Here is a 20,707-nt window from a genome sequence, read left to right as displayed (position 1 = left end):
CATGGATCAAATAGAAAATGAAACCTCTTTTTCGAGAAGAAAATGGTTGAAAAGTGTTTCAGTTCCTGCTGTTGCAGTTATTGGAGCAAGTTTTATTGGTAATTCGGCACAAGCAAAAGAAGGTAATGCTACCGATGAAAAAATGTTTGGCGCTCAAATTTACAATATCAAAGATTTTGGTGCCAAAGGCGATGGAAAAACCCTAAATACAGCGGCAGTACAGGCAGCAATAGACTTATGTTTTCAAGAAAAAGGCGGAACTGTAATGGTGCCTGCTGGTGATTTTGTAATTGGTACTATCGAACTGAAAAGCAATGTAACCTTACATCTTTCTAATCAAGGTAAGTTGTTGGGAAGCCCTAAAAAAGAAGATTATTCTGCTGGGAAAGGAGTACCTGCCGGAAATGGAAATATTGTAATGATTTATGCTGCCAATGCAGAAAATGTATCTATACAAGGTAGGGGAACAATTGATGGGAATGGAACAGCATTTTTTACGGGACAAGGTGATAATACGGGGCCAAATTCACAAGGTGGAGGATATTTTGATCGACCGCACCTACTGATTTTTTACAAATGTTATAATCTGCTTTTACGTGATTCATTTTATACCAAAAGTGCTTATCACTGTTTTAGAATTTTAAATTGTGAGCAGGTAAATATCGACGGGATAAAAATTTATAATCGTGTAAACAAAAACAACGATGGCTTTCATTTTAACAATTGCAAATATGTGCACATTGTAAATTGTGATGTTCGTTGTCAGGATGATGCATGTGCTTTATTTGGAAGTAACCAATTTGTAACCGTAACTAATTGCTCTTTTAGTACACGTTGCTCTATTTTTAGATTTGGTAGTGGTGATGCTCAAAATATTGCCATATCAAATTGTTTAATTTACGATACGTATGGTTGTCCGATAAAAATTAGTTCTGGTAATGCCCGATTAGAAAACCTTACTTTTTCAAACATTATCATGAGAAATGTAACTGGTCCAATCGGAATTGGATTTAGTGGCCCATCTAAAAGAGGAGCTAATGATGCCTCACAAGCAACTTCACAACCAACTTTTGTTAGAAACCTTATTTTTAATGGAATTAGAGCGACTGTTGTTCCTGTTCCTGTAAATCATCCAGATATTCCTTTTGATGTAAAAGTATATCCAGGAGAGCATTTTAGCTGTATTACATTAAATGCTTTAGGCAATAACTACATTGAAAACGTAAGTTTTACTGATATTCATGTAAGTTATGCAGGTGGTGGATCAAAAGAATTGGCAGCAAAAAAGGATATTCCACAAACTGCACAAGAGTATTTTACGGTTTGGGATCCAGCGCCATCAGGTCCACCAGCGTATGGGATGTATGCCCGAAATGTGAAAGGCTTAACATTGCAAAACGTACGACTTGAATTTGATCAGGCTGATGCCAGACCTGCACTAATATTTGATAACGTACAGGATTGCACTATCACTGGTTTAGCTGTAAAAGGAAGTAAAACTGCAGATTGTACAGTAAGATTTACAAATTCTAAAGATGTAATGATTTCTTCGGCTAGATTATTAACGCCGGCTAATGCTTTTTTAAAGATAGATGGAAAAACTAATGAAGGATTAATGTTGGATGGGGGTGATTTAAGAAAAGCAACCAAAGCTGTTGTTTTTGAAAATGGAGCTACAATTCAAGCTATAAAAATTAGAGCGTAAAAAATCCCCGTTTTTGAGCGGGGATTAAATTTTAGATGCTATTATTTATTTTGAAGCCCTAACTACTTTAACTTGTGCAGGAGTAATTACACTTGCTTTATTTCCGAAACTATTACGAACGAAACTTAGCACATCTGCTACTTGCTGATCGGTTAAATGACCTAAGCCAGGCATTGGATTAGCATAGGTATCGCCATCAATTTCAATTTCTGTATTGAAACCTTTTAAAACAATATTGATTAATCTTTTTTGATCTCCCAAAACATATTCCGTTTTACTTAATGGAGGGTTTAACCCCATTACACCACCGCCATCTATCTGATGACAAACCATGCAATATTTAGTGTAAACCAATTTACCATTTACGATTGATGGGCTTACAGGAGCTTTAGCTACAGTCTTTTTTGTTGTTTGCGCAGTTGAATTCAATATAAATCCAATCATTAAAATTGCGGCGCATATTATTTTCTTCATATCTTATTTTTTAGTGTATCCAATTCTATAAACAGCTCCTTTTACATCATCAGTAACAAATAAAGAGCCATCTGAGCCTTGCGCTAATCCGCATGGTCTGTGTTGTGCCTCTTTAGGAACAATAACCTCATTAACTCCAGAAAAGCCATCGGCAAATACTTCCCATTTACCAGCAGGTTTACCATCTTTAAATGGAACAAAGACTACAAAATAGCCAGCTTGTTTTTCTGGTGCTCTATTCCAAGAACCGTGAAATGCTACAAAAGCACCATTTTTATATCTTTCTGGAAACATATTTCCAGTATAAAATAACAATCCATTAGGTGCCATGTGTGCTGGAAAAGCTACTATTGGATCTATAAATTCTTTACTACCTTCTTTTTTACCATCGCCACCATACTCTGGAGCAAGAATTTTTTTGTTTAAAAAAGGATCGTAATAGGTATATGGCCAACCTGCATTATCTCCTTTTTTTAGCATGTACATTACTTCGGCAGGTAATTCGGCAGATTGTTTATCGGTGTATAATTTAGGCCATGATGAACTTAAATTATCTCTTCCGTGTTGCATTACGTACAATGTATTATTTTGGGTATTCCAATCTAAACCCATCACATTTCTTAATCCAGTAGCATATTTAACTCCATCAACATAGGTTTGATTTAATTTATCTGCTTTAAACTGCCATATTCCGCCAGCAGAATCTAAAATAGGGCAACCTGCTCTACCTTTTGATTCTAAACCACGATCCATTTCCTGACAAGAATTAGAAGGAGAGCCAATATTTACATACACATTATCATCGTTATCTAATACAATAGATTTGGTTTGATGCTGCTTTCCTGCTATTAAACCAGTTATGATTTTCTCAGGTTTTAGTGGATCAATTACTTTTTCTGCATCATCTAATTTATAACGAAAAATCTCTTTATCTGATGAGGCATACAGATAGCCTTTCTTAATTGTGATTCCAGTTCCTAAATAATCACCAAATGCTAGTTGAGTTTCATATTTTCCATCTTTATCATTATCCTGAAGAAACAGAATTCCTTTCCCGTTTACCAATCTCATCAGTTTAATATAAATACTACCGTCTTTGGTAGTTATGATATGTCTGGCTCTGCCTAGGTTATCAGCAATTTTATTTGCACCAAAGCCATCTGGTAATTTTAAACCAGCGTTATCAGCATCGGCTTTAAATGGTGTAATTTCATTAGCATACTTATTCATAAAAGAGAACAATGTGCCTATAAATAGCAGGCATGCAATAAAGATTGGGATGATTGTATTTTTTCTCATTTGGTTAATAAATTATAAATTTTTAATCAATCTATACATATAAACTTAGCATAACGATAATTTATTATGCATTTTGTTGAAGGTTTAAAGTATAAAATCTCTATTTCAAAGCTAATGGATAGTAGAAGTCATAATTGGCAATAATTGGCTTTTTATACAATAAAATTGGCATAAAAAGGAGATAAACTATCAATACAATTGAAGAGATGGATTGGTTTTTACTATGGAAAATAAAGTATTTATCGATTAAAATTCAAGTGATTAAGTTGGGTTAAATTTTGCTAATTATTGGATAATATTAGTGTATTAGCTTATATATCAATAGATTTTAATTTTTAAAAATTTCAAATCTGTCCTCAAATTATTGGTGACTAAAGCAAATAGATATCAACTTTTTAAGCATGTTTAGTTTAAAATCTATTTAAGCGATGCCAAAATAACTGATTAATACGCTAAAAACATTCACTAAAGGAAGTCGATAATTTCTTTCTATTGTATAACCAATTATAAACTATTCAGATATGACACCGAACCGCACAAACATGCGTTTAATCGCATCGTTAAACCCTTATCCAACGTGAATTAATTTTGATAAACTTCAACAAAATCAAAATTTAACCAATTACAAACATTCATTATATGGACAAGACATTTACTAAACTAATTAATCATAACATTTGGAAAACATTGCTTTTCCTTTTGCTTATGTCTCCACTTGTTTCTTTAGCCCAAACAATAACTGTTACAGGTACTGTTAAAGATACTAAAGGAGAGACCATTCCGGGAGTAGGTATTAAGCTTAAAGAAGGCACCGCTTCTACACTAACGGATAATGATGGTAAATTTACCATTAAAGTTCCTGATCAAAAAGCAAGGTTAATATTCAGCTATATAGGATATAATCCTTATGAAGAACTTGTAGGCGATAGAAAAGTACTCACGATTGTTTTACAAGAAAATGTGGGCGCATTAACAGAGGTTGTAGTTCAAGGTTATGGTGGTTCGTCAAAAAAATCAGATTTAACCGGATCTACTGTTTCTATTAATGCTGCTCAAATAGCAGAACGTCAACCAACAAATATATACGATGCGATTCAAGGTCAAGCATCTGGAGTATTAGTAATTAACGACAATGGAGAACCAGGGGCAGAAGGAAGTATCCAAATCCGTGGTGCATCTACATTTAGTTCATCTGGTAATAATCCATTATATGTTATTGATGGTGTAATTAGCGATGGGATTTCTAATATTAACCCGAATGATATTCAAAATATCGAAATTTTAAAAGATGCTGCTTCAACCTCTATTTATGGATCTAGAGCGGCAAACGGAGTTATTTTAGTAACAACCAAAAGAGGTCAGGTAGGAAAACCTAGAGTTGATGTTTCTTACGGTCGTAAAATAGGTAACATTGCTCACACCATACAACAAGCAAACTCAAAAGATTTGCGTTTATGGAGAGGAATTCAAAACAACAACACAACTTCTGGTAGTAGTACAGATTCATTAAACGTAGCTTATAATGCAGATAACTATTTAGAGGAACTGTTATTGGATAATACTGCTATTTTAAATGATGTAAAATTGGGTATTAGTGGTGGACAGAAAGGTTTAACATACTATTCGAGTTTAAATTATTTAGACGATAAGGGTAGTGTTTTAAATACTTGGGCAAAACGATTACAAGGAAGAATGAATATTGATTTCCAAGTAAGTCCTAAGCTTAGAAATAACACCAACATTACCTTTAATTGGAATAAAAAATCTACTTGGAGTACAGGTGGATCTTTAAACCCAGTATTTGATAGACCCAACAACTTAAGACTTTACTTGCCGGATGGTACTTTTACAAGTTATACTTCTAGTAAACGTAATCCGATTGCAAATGCTATGTTAGAAACTAATATAACAGATGGTTATGGTGCAGCTTTTACAAATAACCTTGAATATAGAATTTACAAGGATTTGAGGTTTACTACTGTAGCAAGTGGATCATTAAACAATAACAATAATAAATATTTTCAGCCTGAGTTCTTAGATGATAATGGAAATGAGAATAGAGGAAATCAAAGTTCTTCAATAAGCTTTAACTGGACATTACAGTCTTTCCTTAATTATGATAAAACAATTGGAACAGATCATAAATTTAATGCAACATTAGGTGTTGAATCTTCAAGAAACAACAATAGATCTTTAAAACTTCAAGCTTTGCCAGGTTCATTTGTGAATGAGCAAGTAACAAATTTTAACTTAAGTAATATTGATATTAGAAATAGTAACTCTGGTGGTGGTGGCAATTCATTGGCGTCATTATTAGCTCGTGTTGGTTACAATTATAAAGGACGATACATTCTTAATAGCACATTTAGAAGAGATGGTTCATCTAAATTTGGTCCAGAAAATAAGTGGGGTAATTTCCTATCTGGTTCATTAGCATGGCGCTTATCTGATGAGAAATTCATGGCGTGGGCTAAAGGAAAAGTACTAAACGATGCAAAAATAAGAGTAAGTATTGGTCAACAAGGTAATAATGGTATTGGCGACAATGAAGATGCTACTTTGGTAAGTTTTGGAGATGTAAGTTATTTAGGAGATGCAGGTGCTGTAATTTCAAATAGATTAGGTAATCCAAAAATTCAATGGGAAAGTACAGTTCAATCCAATATAGGAACTGATATTAGTATGTTTGGTGGAAGATTACTCTTGGTAGTAGATTACTATCATAAAGCGACTAATAAACTACTAATGGATAACTTATTGCCTAAAGAGACAGGTTTCCAAAATGTACGTGTTAATGCTGGTGATTTATACACTAATGGTGCTGAATTTTCAATTTCTGGTACACCAGTAGCAAAACCTAACTTTACTTGGTTTGTAAATGCAAATATCTCATTTGAGCAAGGAAGAGTTAAAAGTTTATTCAAAAATGAACCATTTATTACAGGTACTAGATATTTGATTAGCCCAGGTGGTAGATTGGGAGATTTTTATGGCTACAAGCAGTTAGGCATTTATAGATGGACTGCATCTAACGCTTATTCTGCAGATTGGACAAGATTAGAGCCGGTAAATGTTGCTGCAGATGGGCAAACAGCAGAATATTATACCTTAAATGGACAACGTTATAATGGTACAGTTCAAAAAGTGAGCGGTCCTGCTGGTTTTCTTAAAGGTGGAGATACAGAATGGTTAGATGTAAATAAAGATGGTCTTATTGATGATGCAGATCGTTCAATTATTGGTAACGCAACACCAGATTTTTATCTTGGTTTATCAAATACGTTTTCTTATAAAAGATTTTCTTTAAACGTAATGGTAAATGCTACTATTGGAGGACAAATATATAACGCATTTAAAGAAAACTTCTCAACCTTTGGGTCAAGTAATGGAACTGCATTCCCAGAAGCTATTTATGGTGCTTGGAGAAAAGAAGGCGATATCGCGATTTATCCATATTTTCCAACGAAAGATAATAACGGAAATCAAAAACGAGGTGTAAATAGCTACTATTTAGAAGATGCCTCTTTTGTGAGATTATCGAGTGCAAGAATCAATTATTCATTCCAACCTGCGTTGATTAATAAATTTAAATTAAAAACTCTTTCGGTATTTGCTTACGGAACTAACTTGTTAACGTGGACAAATTACTCGGGCTTTGATCCAGAATTTAGCAACGACAACCCTTTATCACCAGGAACCGATGGCGGTAAATACCCTAAGCGTAGAGAGTTTGGTTTTGGTATAAACATTAGCTTATAAAGATTAGAATATGAAAAAGATATTAAGTATTGCTTTTTTAACAGTACTGATTACGTTAGGAAGCTGTAAAAAGTTTTTAGAAGTTCCACCAGTAACTGCCATTAGAGCAGAAGAATTTTATAAATCTGCTAAGGATATGACTGGTGCGATGGCTTCATTATATGGCAATTTTCAACAAGCAATGGTTGGAGAATCTCAGTTTAACAATAAATACACGATGTGGGGTGAAGCTCGTTCGGATAATTATGAAAGAGGGGGTAACTCTAATTCTACCTATGCAGAATTGCAATTAAATGGATTAACTGCTGGTAATCCATTTTCAGACTGGTCGAGCATGTATAAGGTAATTAATATTGCGAATTTAAACCTTAAATATTTACCTGGTATTGCAAAAACAGAGATTAACCCAGCATTAGTTACACCATTAATTATTACAGATAATTTAGCACAAAGTAGAGCGCTTAGAGCAATGGCTTACTTTTATATTGTGAGAACTTGGGGTGATGCACCTATTAAATTAGCGCCCTTTGAAGATGCTAATTTAGATGCAAAACAAGCTAGAGATCCAGTTGACAAAATTTTTGATACTGTAATTATTCCTGATTTAGAATTTGCTTACAATAACGTTAATAATGCAAATTACAGTGTTTTTAAAATGGGAAGAGCAGCAGCTTGTGCAGCTTTAATGGATGTGTATATGTGGCGTAAAGATTATGTAAATGCAAAAAAATGGTTTACCTTATTAGGAGCCACTAAAGCACCTGCAAAGGCAACTTATGGCGGTACTGCAATAACAGATTTAGAACCTGCTGCAAATTGGAATAGAATATTTACCGATCCATCTAATAGTATTGAGGCTATTTGGAGTATTCATTGGGATAATGTTGTAAATGGCTGTCCATGTATGGCAGGTGTTTCTGCTAGCCCAAATAATACACCATTGGTTATAGATTTTGGTATCTTTTACGATTGGCCGTTAAAATATCCAAATGATATTAGACTCAGAGCCACTTATGATATTACTAAAACAGACGCTAGAGATCGTCTTTGGAAATTTTATAAAGGAACTGGAACTATAGGTACAACAGGTTATATAGTAAATGCAGCAGATAGAGATCCTAACACTTCGAATGTATTACTTACGATGTACAGATTAGCTGATATGTATTTATTATATGCAGAGTTATTAAATAAAACTGGTGATAAAACAAATTCTTTAAAATATTTAAACTTCATACGTACTAGAGCTGGAATAGCTAATTATACGACCGCTAGTCCAGAAGTTTCTGTAACACCTGGAGTTTTAGATGAAACTAAATTGGAAGATGCAATTATCCAAGAAAGACAATATGAGCTTTTTGGAGAAGGTAAAAGATGGTTCGATTTAGTGCGTACCGATAGAGTAATTCAAATAATGGATCCAATTATCAAAGCTCGTCAAGTTAGAGCTGGAGTATTACCTGCAGATGCTACAGGTTTTGGTACCGATAAAAGAAAATATCTGTGGCCCTTAAACAGAAACGTGCTAAACTCAAATTCTTTATTAACTCAAAACGCACCTTATACAGATTAAGAAATTTATAGCATGAAACCATCATGAGCATATCAATTTCGAATGCTCATGATAGCTTCATCACCATTAAAAATAAATCATATAATGATGAAAAAAATAAAAACAAAACTTAATGGACTATTGGTACTGATTGCCATTAGTTTATTTATCTCAGGATGTAGCGTGTTTGGTTTAGATCTTCAACAAGATTACGATTATAAAAAATCAATTTTACCAGAAAATGTAAACATGACTGCATGGGCTTATCTAAAACAACGAGCTGATGGAAATAATCCAAATGATACCGTTTTTAGATGGATGAAAAAAGCAATTGACTATTCTGGAATTGATACGTTAGAGTATACAAAACCAAATAGAACGTATATTTTTCTACATAATGAGGCTATTAGAAGAGTAAATGGTTCACAAACCTTACAATCAAACTGCTTTTTTATTGATTACCCTACAATCGTTAAAAATCCAGATGGATCTATAAAGTTCACTACACCTACATCTGGAATTCCAACTACTTCAGCAGGTACTAAAAGCTGGAAAGATTACGATAAGGAAACGGTAAGAAAATATCTATTGTATTTAATTGGATTAGGAGATTATAATTATGATAATATACCTCCAGCTGGTGTAGATATACAATCGCTACTTCCGGCAGGTAGTGTTGCCACTAAAGAAACGCGATTAGGTTATATGGTTACACCATCAACTACTCCTGGTTTTACAACTGCGAGTACAGGTACGCCAGCAGTATTTGCTTTTAATTATACTGGAACTGGAACAGCACCAACAGGTTTTGATCCAGAAGGAAAGTTTAATTTAAAAGTTTCCAATACGGCAGATTCTAAATTGTTTTTTAACGGAGGTTTAATCGTAAGATCATCTAACTACAAATGTACCAATGGTACTATACATGTTTGGGGTGTTACAGTTCGTCCATCTAGATAATTCATTTTAATTATAAAATATAAACAAATGAAAAAACTTTTAATCCTCATAACCATAATAATAGCTAGCAATAGCTTAATGGCTCAAAAGACTAAATTTGGAGTAAAGGCGGGTTTAAATTTCCCGTCTTTACAACCAAGAACTAGTTTTAGCCCAGGTTCAGAATATAAAATAAGTGCCAAGCTTTTACTGGGAGTTTTTACAACCACTCCTGTTGGTAAAGCAACAACATTACAAACGGGTTTAAACTTTTCAGTAAAAGGAAATAAATCCGTAGAACAACATAATAGTATTTCTTTCGGTTACCCAGTTCCATATACTACAGATCGTAATATTAACCTTGCTTACTTAGAAATTCCTGTTAATTTGCTTTACAATAAAGATGTAAAAATAGGAACTGTTCATGTAGGTGGTGGACTTTACGGTGCGTATGCTATTGGAGGTAGAATTAGATCTATCGATAAAAGAAATATCTATATTAAAAGAGGTAGCGCAGAAAGTATAGAATTTGGAGATCAACCTACAGAGTTAAAGTCTGGAGATTATGGCCTTAATGCTTTAGCAGGTTTCAGATTGAAAAATGGAATTGGCATTGATCTAAATTATGGTTTTGGCTTGGCAAATATTAGTAACAATGATGCCTTCAAATCACATAATAGAGTAGCGGGTTTTGCATTAAACTATCTTTTTTAAGTCAACTATATTTAGAGAAAAGGCCGCCCATTTAGGTGGCCTTTTTGTTAACTATCAATCATGACATTTATTTCATTTATGAAAAATCAATCCTTCAATATCCGATTAAAGAAAACGCTTCTTTTTTTGCTGATTATCGCCAGTTTTCAATCATTTGCACAAGTTAAAAACGCAATTGAGTATAAAACCTTTTTTGCAAAACAAGATCTTGTTTTTGATTCACTTTCTACTAAATGGGAAGAAGGTGCTTTTTTAGGGAATGGATTGTTGGGCGTTATGGTTTACAAAGAAGATGAAAATGCCATTCGTTTTGATTTAGGTAGAACCGATGTGGTAGATCATCGTGAAGGAATCAATCCCTCTATTGGAAGAGCAAGAATGCCTATCGGGAAATTTGTTTTGCGTTTTAAAAGTAAAATACAAAAAGTAAATCTTCGATTAGATTTATGGAATGCAGAACTTAAAGGAACCATCACAACTGCCGAAGGCGTAGTTCAATTTACTGGCTTGGTTGCAGCAAAAAATGATGTAATTATCCTTAAAACAAATGCTACAACTAAAAATCTTATTTACCAATGGGATTGGAAACCTGAAAAATCCATTAGCCCATATTTAACATTAGGTAAAGATAGCGCAGCAAAATATCCTGAAAATCCATCTTATAATGTATCAACACAAAACAATATCAATTACACTATTCAGCCATTGTTAGCTGGCGGAAGTTATACTACAGCTTGGAAAAAATTAGGTAATACTAACGACCAAACTTTACTAATTACCATTGCAAATACCTATCCTCAAAATACATCAAAACAAAAAGCGCAAGCTATTTTAACACCGTTGAAATTAGAAAGCGTAACTACTTTAACAGCTAGTCACAGAAATTACTGGCATCAGTTTTACCAAAAAAGCTTTATTTCTATACCAGATAGTCGTTTACAGAGTTTCTGGTGGATTCAACAATATAAAATGGCATCAGCAACCAGAGTTGGTGCTTATACAATAGATTTAATGGGGCCGTGGTACAAAACATCTCCTTGGCCAAAATACTGGTGGAACTTAAACATTCAATTAACCTATTATCCTTTCTTTAGTTCCAACCATGTCGATTTAGCGAAACCATTATTGATTATGCTGAAAGATAATTTGTCCAATCTTTCTAAAAATGCACCACAACCTTATCAGCATAACTCGGCAGCCATTGGTCGTTCAGGTCCTTATGCAATGACAGGGGGAGTAAAAGTCGTAAAAGGAAACGATAGCATTGGCAATAGTGCAGCATCGTTAGAGCTAGGGAATTTAACTTGGTTATTGCATGTAGCTTATCAATCTTATGAATACACTATGGATAAAGAGAATTTAAAATTACTATATCCAATCTTAAAACGCTCAATTAACTATTACATCAACGTAATGGATAAACAAAGTGATGGAAAATATCATTTGCCATATACCTATTCTCCAGAATATCCAAAAGGAATTACAAGAGATGCAAATTATGATTTGGCTGTATTAAAATGGGGTGCAAAAACTCTGCTTTATATGAATAAAGAATTGCAGTTAAAGGATCAATTAGCATCAAAATGGCAAGATATTGTAGATAATCTAACGCCATATCCGCAAGATAAATTAGGTTTTAGAGTAGGTAGAGATGCAGACTTTTCACTCTCTCATCGCCATTATTCACACTTGCTACAAGTATATCCAATTTATGATATCAACTGGGATCAGTTAGAAAATAGAGTGCTTATTAAACGCTCATTAGATCAATGGGAGAAAAATAGCGGCGCTTGGCGTGGTTATTCTTATACTGGTTCTGGATCAATTTACGCCATGATGGGTAATGGAAATAAAACGCATCAACTCTTAAATGAAATGATGAAAGGACGATTTAGCATTAAACCTAATACCATGTACACGGAAGCTGGTCCTGTAATAGAAACTCCTTTATCTGCTGTAACTACCATGAACGAAATGTTATTGCAAAGTTGGAATGGCGTAGTAAGAGTTTTTCCGGCTGTGCCAGATGAATGGAAAGCCGCTTCATTCGATAAATTATTAGCAAAAGGAGCATTTGAAGTAAGTGCAGTAAGAAGCAATGGTAAAACACAATTTGTTAAAATTAAAAGCCTAGCTGGTCAACCACTTTTGGTTAAAACAGATTGGACTGCTCCAGTAAAGGCTACCGGAAAACGTGTATTTAAAGTAACACCAAAAGATAATGGCGTAATTACAATAGATTTGAAAAAAGGAGAGGAAGTGATTTTGTATACTGGAACTAAACCCGCTTCTTTTGTAATGAATGCCATTGCAGCAAATGATAATAAAAACAATTATTGGGGTTTACACACTCAAAAGTAATTCAACATGTTTAAAAAAATCTTAGTTTTTATAATCTGCTTTTGCCTTTCTGTCTCCATTTTTGCACAGCAGAAAAAAAATGATGCTACCTTAAAATTATGGTATGCAGCACCTGCGGCAAATTGGAATGAAGCATTGCCGATTGGTAATGGCCGATTGGGTGCCATGGTTTTTGGTAATCCAGCTAAAGAGCAAGTGCAGTTAAATGAAGAAACAGTTTGGTCAGGTGGTCCTAATCAGAATATTACTGCCGAGTCTGGAGCAGCAATTCCCGAATTGAGAAAACTGATTTTTGAAGGCAAATTTGAAGAAGCACAGGCGATTGCAGATGTAAAAATGTTCCCCAAAAAGAATAGCGGAATGGTTTATCAAACCGTAGGTGATTTATTTCTTGATTTTAATGGACATGAAAAAGCTACTAATTACTATCGTGATTTAAATATCGAAAAAGCAGTAGCAACAGTTACTTACGATTTGAATGGTGTACACTATAAAAGAGAAATATTTTCTTCATTTATAGATCAGGTAATGATTATAAGGTTAACAGCAAGCAAACCCGGACAAATATCTTTCACTACATCAATGGTTTCGCCACAAAAAAGCGAACAAAAAATAAATAAAGGAAAACTAATTTTAAACGGTATCACATCTGATCACGAAGGAGAAAAAGGTCAGATTAAATTCGAATCGCAAGTTAAAGTTGTTAATCAAGGTGGTACACTTACAGCTAAACAAAACACCTACGAAGTAAAAAATGCCAACTCAGCTATTGTTTATGTTTCCATCGCCACTAATTTTAAAAAGTATAACGATCTCAGCGGAAATGCAACAGAAAAAGCAGCGAAATTCTTAGATAAAGCTGTGCTCAAAAACTACGACTTAGCTTTAAAAGAACACATTCAATTCTACCGCAACTATTTTAATAGAGTAAAATTACAATTGGGAGTTTCTGCTGCGGTAAATAAACCAACAGACCAACGAATTTTAGAATTTGCCAAATCAAATGATCCGCATTTAGCTGCTCTTTACTTTCAATATGGAAGGTATTTATTAATCTCTAGCTCACAACCTGGTACTCAACCAGCAACTTTACAAGGGATATGGAATGATAAATTACTTCCCCCATGGGATAGCAAATACACCATTAACATCAATACAGAAATGAATTATTGGCCTGCCGAGGTTACTAATTTAACCGAACTGCATGATCCATTATTTAAAATGGTAAAAGATTTATCCATCACTGGACAAGAAACAGCGAAAGTAATGTATGGCGCTAAAGGTTGGGTTACACATCACAATACCGACTTATTTAGAATTACAGGTCCTGTTGATCGTGTTTTTCCAGGTTTATGGCCAATGGGAGGAAATTGGTTAAGTCAACATTTATGGGATCATTACCAATTTACCGGCGATAAAAATTTCTTAAAACAATATTATCCAGTATTAAAAGGCGCTTGTGAATTTTATTTAGATGTTTTACAAGAAGAACCTTCACACAAATGGTTGGTAGTAGTACCTTCGGTTTCACCAGAAAACACCTACGTAGAAGGCAAAAGAGTTTCTATTTCTGCAGGAACAACAATGGATAATCAACTACTGTTTGACTTGTTTACTAAAACCAGTAAAGCGGCATCAATCCTAAATTTAGATGTAAATTTTAGAAAGAAATTAAGTGCTACGATAGCAAGATTAGCACCCATGCAAATTGGAAAGCATGGTCAACTACAAGAATGGCTAACTGATTTAGATCGTGTTGATGATAAACACCGTCATGTATCCCATTTGTATGGAGTGTATCCAAGTAATCAGATTTCGCCAAACCGTACACCAGAATTATTCGATGCTGCAAAAACCTCTTTATTGTATCGTGGTGATCCAGCAACAGGCTGGTCTATGGGTTGGAAAGTGAATTTATGGGCACGGTTTTTAGATGGAAATCATGCGTATAAACTCATTGCAGACCAATTAAGATTGGTTGGTAGTAAACTCGATACCGTAAACACAAAGGGTGGAGGTACATATCCCAATTTATTAGATGCCCATCCACCTTTTCAAATTGATGGTAATTTTGGTTGTACAGCAGGTATTGCCGAAATGCTGCTACAATCTCATGATGGCGCAGTTTATATTTTACCGGCTTTGCCTGATGTATGGGCTGATGGTGAAATTACTGGCTTAATTGCTCGTGGAGGTTTTGAAATTGCGATTGCTTGGAAAAACGGAAAGATAGCTCAGTTAAAAATCAAATCTAAATTGGGAGGTAATTGTCGATTAAGATTAAACGATTCTCAAATAGATAAAAGTAAAATTCCATTTAAATTAGCGAAGAATAAGAACTCGAATACTTTTTATGAAATGCCGCAAATCAAAACACCGTTAATTTCAAAAGAAGCTAAACTAAATAAAGTGCTTATCCCTAAATCAACCGACTACGATTTACAAACTGTAGCGGGTAAATCGTATACTTTTAATTTTTAAATAGATGAGACGTTACCTTTTCCTAACCTTCATATTTTTTACGCTTTCTGCATCAGCACAAGTGAAAGACCCGCTCAAACTATGGTATACTGCACCCGCAAGAGTTTGGGAAGAAGCATTGGCTTTGGGGAATGGAAAAACTGGTGCTATGGTTTTTGGTCGAGTTAATAAAGAAAGAATTCAGTTAAATAACGCAACACTTTGGTCTGGTTATCCTAATGCAGGGAATAATCCTAAAGGACAAGAGTTTTTACCAAAAGTTCGTCAGGCAGTTACCGATGGCGATTATGGACAAGCAGCCACTTATTGGAAAAACATGCAGGGAACTTATTCTGCTAGGTATTTAACCATGGCAGATCTCTTTTTAGATTTTGGATTAAAAGACTCCACAACAACAAATTATAACCGAACCTTAGATTTAAATACAGCAGTTCATACCGTAACCTATCAAATTAATGGAGTAAACTATAAAAGAGAAACTTTGGTGAGTTATCCAGATCGTGTACTAGCCATTAGAATTACTGCCGATCAAAAAAATGCCATCAGTTTTACAACAAGTCTGACCAGTAAACTGCGTTACCAAACTAATGCTATTCAACCAAATTATCTTGTTTTAAAAGGAAAAGCACCTAAACACGTAGCACACAGAGCTACCGAACCTCAACAAATAGTGTATGATGATAAAGAGGGAATGACATTCGAAGTTCATGTTAAAATTAAAAATGAAGGTGGAAATGTTACAGCATCAAATAATGAAATCAAAGTTTCAAAAGCAAATGCAGTTACCATCTATTTAACAAATGGAACCAGTTTCAACGGCTTCGATAAATCGCCTGGTTTGGCAGGAGTAAACCCATCTATTGAAGCAAAAGCAAACCTAAAAAACGCTGAACTTAAATCTTTCGCAACTATCAAAGCTGCGCACTTGGCAGATTATCAAAAACTATTTAATCGAGTAAATTTTAGCCTAAATGCAAATGCAGATTTAATCAAATTGCCTACAAATGTTCGTTTATCAAAACAAGGACAAGCAGGAAATGATCAAGGTTTACAAACGCTGTATTATCAATTTGGAAGATATTTAATGATTGCAAGTTCCAGACAAGGCAGTCAGGCAACAAACTTGCAAGGCATTTGGAACGATGCTGTTCAACCGCCTTGGGGAAGTAATTATACCGTAAATGCCAATACACAAATGAATTATTGGTTGGCAGAGAACACGAATCTGTCCGAATTGCATCAGCCATTATTTGATTTTATTGGCCGTTTAGCTAAGAATGGAGCAATAACAGCAAAGGTAAATTATGGAATAACTAATGGCTGGGTAGTACATCACAACAGTGATATTTGGGCTAAAACATCGCCAAGTGGTGGGTACGATTGGGACCCAAAAGCAGCAGCTCGCTGGTCGGCATGGCCGATGGGCGGTGCTTGGTTAAGTACTCATTTATACGAACATTACCTTTTTACTGGCGATAAAGTTTTCTTAAAAGAGAAAGGTTACCCTTTAATGAAAGGCGCTGCCCAATTTATGCTCAACTGGCTGGTAAAAGATAAAAATGGTTATTTGGTTACCAATCCTTCAACTTCTCCCGAAAATGTTTTTAATCTAAACGGAAAAGATTTCGAAATAAGCATGGCCACTACTATGGACATGAGTATCATTAAAGAACTTTTTACCGATTGCATTGCATCAGCCAAAGCTTTAAACATAGATAAAGAGTTTACCGAAAAACTAATCGAAGCAAAAGCAAAACTATACCCTTTTCACATTGGGCAATACGGACAATTGCAAGAGTGGTTTAATGATGTAGATAACCCTAAAGATACCCACAGACATTTATCACATTTATTCGGTTTATATCCTGGTCAGCAAATTAACCCTTTAAAAACACCCGAATTGGCAGCTGCTGCTAAACAGTCATTACTACACAGAGGCGATGTAAGCACAGGCTGGTCTATGGCTTGGAAAATTAATTGGTGGGCTCGATTATTTGATGGAGATCATGCTTTAAAGATTTTAAAAACAGGTTTAACCTTAATAGATCCTGTTAAAAGTACAGAAGTAGCCATGACAGGAGGGGGAACTTATCCAAATTTATTTGATGCGCACCCACCATTTCAAATTGATGGCAACTTTGGTGCAACAGCAGGTATCACCGAAATGCTACTACAAAGTCAAAATGGAGAACTTTATTTGTTGCCAGCTTTACCAAAAGAATGGACAATCGGTGCTATTAGCGGTATTAAAGCCAGAGGTAATTTTACATTAAACATTAGCTGGAAGAACAATAAACTAACTAAAGCAGTCATTGTTTCTAATATTGGCGGTAATTGTAGATTAAGAACTAACATTCCAGTAAAAGTGGTAGAAACAACAGCTCACACAGCAAAAGATGTTAACTCAAATCAGCTAAATAGCGTAGCAAAAGTAGAAGAATTTAAAAAGAACGGCGATGCAAAACTATTAGACTTATCTATTGCTAAAAGTTATGTAATTGATTTTAGTACGGTTAAAGGCAAATCGTACACAATTGTGCCGTTGTAGACAAAATTTACACTTCATTGCCGTTGGCTTCAGCCAACGGAATAAAAGAGCAAACAATTCGGCTTTATCCACATTTTTTCTCTTTATAAAAGCTGTCGTCATTGCGAGTCTCCGATTTTTCATCGGGACGAAGCAATCTTTCATGCCTATCGATAAAAGTTATGTAATTGATTTTATTACAGTTAAAGCTTATACGATTGTGCCATTGTAAATGCCGCATTACAACCTCTCCCAAACCACAACCCACCGCCAAGAACGAGGACCGGCCTTGTAGCATCCCGAAGGAGAAAGCATTAAAACTTCCCCCACAATCGTTCAAAAACCACTTCCAAAACAATGAGCCAGTTCGATCCTTCATCGAACCTGCTGCTTGTTGCCAAAAAAGTTTTAATGCTTAATCCGAGAGATGATACACAGCCTTGATTTTTTGGTTACTTTTTTATCAAGAAAAAAGTTACTTGACCCTTCGGCTGTCAAGAGCCGAGGCAAGCCCGTGCGGCGGCGAGCTAAAAACAGATCCTTCGACAAGCTCAGGATGACAAGCCGTATAACAGAATGGCAAAACCATACATATTAACCATTCAACAATATACCCCTATTATCTTTAAATCATCTTTATTTAATGCCAATATAGTTGAATAAAGTGTATAGCAGACGGAATGAAAAGAACCTAAAAATCCTTTACTTGCTTATCTTTAGTTACACAACCAAATGTATAAACCTGTGATGAAACCTAAAATTGTAATACTCTGCTGTATACTTTTTTTCGCAACAATTTTTAACACAAGCGCACAAGAAATAGCGTGGACACAGGTAGAACCTGGCGTATGGAAAGGCGTATTTGGTACGCCAGAAGCATATGATCTATTAAAAGCATCGGGTGCTACACCAAACCACCAATCATTAACTAAATTAGGCTCAGCCGCATTTCCATTTGCAGATCAGCCAATTAAAGCACAACTAGTAGATGGCAAAACATATTTAAGAATTCCGCTAGATAAAACAGAACAGTTATATGGTTTTGGATTAAATTTTCAAACCGTACATCAACGTGGTAAAATATTAGAATTACATGTAGATCATTACGGAGGCAAAGATAATGGCCGAACACATGCACCAACACCTTTTTATGTTTCTTCAAATGGATATGGAGTTTTTATCAACTCTGCCAGATATATCAAAGTATGGACAGGCACCGCCATGCGAAAAGACAGTAAAAATTTCCCTACACCAAAAGATAGAAACTCCGATAAAACATGGTCGTCTCGCAACAATGGCGATGAAGTAGAAATCTTAGTTCCTGCTGCCGGAATAGAATTTTACGTGTTTGCAGGCCCTAAACCTTTAGACGCCATAAAGAGATACAACCTTTTTAATGGAGGAGGTTATTTACCACCACGATGGGGTTTGGGCTTTACACAACGCGTAATGACCCGTTCCACTGCTGCTGATGTAGAAAAAGAAGTGAACAGTTTTGAAGAAAAAGGATATCCACTAGATTTTGTAGGCTTAGAACCAGGTTGGCAAAGTAAAGCCTATCCAGGTACTTTCTCATGGGATAAAAATAGATTTGCAGAGCCTGCTAGCTTTGTGAAAAGCATGTTAGCAAAAGGCATTCGCTTAAATCTTTGGATCAATCCGTATGTATCACCAGATGCACCTTTTTACAAAGATATCAGACCATTAACTGGCTCACATACCGTTTGGTTAGGGGCTGTGCCAGATTTCACAATGCCTAAAGCACAAAACCTTTTCTTCGGTCAGTTAAAAAAAGACCAAGTAGATATTGGTATAAGTGGCTATAAAATTGACGAAGTTGATGGTTACGACCATTATTTATGGCCAGATGTAGCAACTTTCCCATCGGGAATTAGCGCAGAACAAATGAGACAGACTTATGGACTTTTAATGCAGCGTTACTCTGCAGCGATGTTCAAAAATAGCAATAAACGCACTTTTGGTTTAGTAAGAGCATCTAACGGCGGGGGCACTTCATTTCCTTATGTAATCTACAACGATTATTATAATCATGAAGATTTTATCACAGCACTCATCAACAGCGGTTTCGCTGGCGTACTGTGGACCCCTGAAGTTAGGGCTTCAAAAACTGGAGAAGAATGGTTGAGAAGATTTCAATCTAATGTTTTTTCGCCAATGGCGATGATTAACGCTTGGGCAAGTGGTACCAAACCATGGACATATCCTGATGTAGAAAAACAAGTGAAAGAATATGCATTATTACGGATGAGAATGATGCCATATTGGTACACCGAATTTGCAAAATACCACTTTGAAGGTACGCCACCTTTCAGAGCAATGAGCTTAGAAGATGGTTTTAAACAAGAAATAAAAGTAGAAGCTGGCAATGTTAATTTAGAAGAAAACCCTTACGCAGAAGCCGTTTCTAAAGAAATAAAAGATCAATACATGGCAGGCGAGTATTTATTAGTTGCCCCAATGTTTACAGGGCAAACACAACGGAAAGTAATATTACCAAAAGGTAAATGGTACGATTTCTACACGGGTGTTTTTGTTGGTGATGGACAAGTAATAACCATTACACCTGGTTTAGATAAAATACCAGTATACGTTAAAGATGGAGGAATTATCCCAATGATGCCAGCTTTATTACATGCGCCAAAATTAGGCGAAAAGGTAGATCTAGAAATCCGACATTACGGAGAAAAAGCAAGTGAATATAACCTATACGACGATGATGGAGAAACCTTTGATTTCGAAAAAGGACAATTATCATGGAGAAAGATTAAGGTAGAACGCTTAAAAAGCGGACAATTAAAAGGAAGCATTAGCGCTCCAGAAAAAGGAAAACCAAACACCATTGGTAAAGTAAGTTTCACATTTATGACTAAATAAC

The 20,707-nt window shown here is 35.1% G+C and carries 11 protein-coding genes; 9 read left to right on the top strand and 2 right to left on the bottom strand.

The window, feature by feature from the left end:
- The first annotated feature begins 1 nt into the window (after position 1).
- The gene (locus tag GM921_RS06580; RefSeq protein ID WP_182921800.1) at positions 2-1,705 is read left to right on the top strand and encodes a glycoside hydrolase family 28 protein; all 1,704 of its coding nucleotides are present in this window, start codon (positions 2-4) and stop codon (positions 1,703-1,705) included.
- 45 nt (positions 1,706-1,750) lie between these two features.
- Here the strand turns inward: GM921_RS06580 and GM921_RS06575 are convergent, their stop codons facing one another.
- Both GM921_RS06575 and GM921_RS06570 read right to left on the bottom strand, forming a co-directional pair.
- Positions 1,751-2,179 (bottom strand): c-type cytochrome, encoded by a 429-nt coding sequence (locus tag GM921_RS06575; RefSeq protein WP_182921799.1) that lies wholly within the window; start codon positions 2,177-2,179, stop codon positions 1,751-1,753.
- Between the two features lie 3 nt (positions 2,180-2,182).
- Positions 2,183-3,478 carry a PQQ-dependent sugar dehydrogenase gene (locus GM921_RS06570; protein WP_182921798.1) on the bottom strand — a complete coding sequence of 432 codons (1,296 nt, stop codon included), beginning with the start codon at positions 3,476-3,478 and terminating at the stop codon, positions 2,183-2,185.
- Between the two features lie 639 nt (positions 3,479-4,117).
- On the opposite strand from GM921_RS06570, the gene GM921_RS06565 reads away from it, so the two are divergent.
- The 8 genes from GM921_RS06565 to GM921_RS06530 all read left to right on the top strand — a co-directional run bounded on the left by GM921_RS06565 (position 4,118) and on the right by GM921_RS06530 (position 20,706).
- Entirely contained in the window at positions 4,118-7,237 is a 3,120-nt protein-coding gene (locus tag GM921_RS06565; protein ID WP_182921797.1) for a SusC/RagA family TonB-linked outer membrane protein, read from the top strand.
- 10 nt (positions 7,238-7,247) lie between these two features.
- Positions 7,248-8,810 carry a RagB/SusD family nutrient uptake outer membrane protein gene (locus GM921_RS06560; RefSeq protein WP_182921796.1) on the top strand — a complete coding sequence of 521 codons (1,563 nt, stop codon included), beginning with the start codon at positions 7,248-7,250 and terminating at the stop codon, positions 8,808-8,810.
- Positions 8,811-8,897: 87 nt separating this feature from the next.
- Entirely contained in the window at positions 8,898-9,749 is an 852-nt protein-coding gene (locus GM921_RS06555; RefSeq protein ID WP_182921795.1) for a hypothetical protein, read from the top strand.
- Positions 9,750-9,776: 27 nt separating this feature from the next.
- The gene (locus GM921_RS06550) at positions 9,777-10,442 is read left to right on the top strand and encodes an outer membrane beta-barrel protein (RefSeq protein ID WP_182921794.1); all 666 of its coding nucleotides are present in this window, start codon (positions 9,777-9,779) and stop codon (positions 10,440-10,442) included.
- Positions 10,443-10,520: 78 nt separating this feature from the next.
- A complete protein-coding gene (locus GM921_RS06545) occupies positions 10,521-12,803 on the top strand; it encodes a glycosyl hydrolase family 95 catalytic domain-containing protein (protein ID WP_182921793.1) in 2,283 nt (760 codons plus the stop codon).
- Between the two features lie 6 nt (positions 12,804-12,809).
- Positions 12,810-15,284 carry a glycoside hydrolase family 95 protein gene (locus tag GM921_RS06540; protein ID WP_182921792.1) on the top strand — a complete coding sequence of 825 codons (2,475 nt, stop codon included), beginning with the start codon at positions 12,810-12,812 and terminating at the stop codon, positions 15,282-15,284.
- A gap of 4 nt (positions 15,285-15,288) precedes the next feature.
- Positions 15,289-17,832 carry a glycoside hydrolase family 95 protein gene (locus tag GM921_RS06535; protein ID WP_182921791.1) on the top strand — a complete coding sequence of 848 codons (2,544 nt, stop codon included), beginning with the start codon at positions 15,289-15,291 and terminating at the stop codon, positions 17,830-17,832.
- A 726-nt stretch (positions 17,833-18,558) separates the two neighbouring features.
- A complete protein-coding gene (locus tag GM921_RS06530; RefSeq protein WP_182921790.1) occupies positions 18,559-20,706 on the top strand; it encodes a glycoside hydrolase family 31 protein in 2,148 nt (715 codons plus the stop codon).
- Position 20,707: the final 1 nt, after the last annotated feature.

The organism is Pedobacter planticolens, from assembly GCF_014172375.1.
Taxonomy (GTDB): domain Bacteria; phylum Bacteroidota; class Bacteroidia; order Sphingobacteriales; family Sphingobacteriaceae; genus Pedobacter; species Pedobacter planticolens.
This window is presented reverse-complemented; position numbering and strand designations above follow the sequence as displayed.

Excerpts from the sequence above, each read along its gene's own strand:
- GM921_RS06570 (WP_182921798.1), bottom strand. The coding sequence starts at position 3,478 with ATGAGAAAAAATACAATCATCCCAATCTTTATTGCATGCCTGCTATTT.
- GM921_RS06555 (WP_182921795.1), top strand. The coding sequence starts at position 8,898 with ATGAAAAAAATAAAAACAAAACTTAATGGACTATTGGTACTGATTGCC.
- GM921_RS06540 (WP_182921792.1), top strand. The coding sequence starts at position 12,810 with ATGTTTAAAAAAATCTTAGTTTTTATAATCTGCTTTTGCCTTTCTGTC.
- GM921_RS06565 (WP_182921797.1), top strand. The coding sequence starts at position 4,118 with ATGGACAAGACATTTACTAAACTAATTAATCATAACATTTGGAAAACA.
- GM921_RS06545 (WP_182921793.1), top strand. The coding sequence starts at position 10,521 with ATGAAAAATCAATCCTTCAATATCCGATTAAAGAAAACGCTTCTTTTT.
- GM921_RS06560 (WP_182921796.1), top strand. The coding sequence starts at position 7,248 with ATGAAAAAGATATTAAGTATTGCTTTTTTAACAGTACTGATTACGTTA.
- GM921_RS06580 (WP_182921800.1), top strand. The coding sequence starts at position 2 with ATGGATCAAATAGAAAATGAAACCTCTTTTTCGAGAAGAAAATGGTTG.
- GM921_RS06575 (WP_182921799.1), bottom strand. The coding sequence starts at position 2,179 with ATGAAGAAAATAATATGCGCCGCAATTTTAATGATTGGATTTATATTG.
- GM921_RS06550 (WP_182921794.1), top strand. The coding sequence starts at position 9,777 with ATGAAAAAACTTTTAATCCTCATAACCATAATAATAGCTAGCAATAGC.
- GM921_RS06535 (WP_182921791.1), top strand. The coding sequence starts at position 15,289 with ATGAGACGTTACCTTTTCCTAACCTTCATATTTTTTACGCTTTCTGCA.
- GM921_RS06530 (WP_182921790.1), top strand. The coding sequence starts at position 18,559 with ATGAAACCTAAAATTGTAATACTCTGCTGTATACTTTTTTTCGCAACA.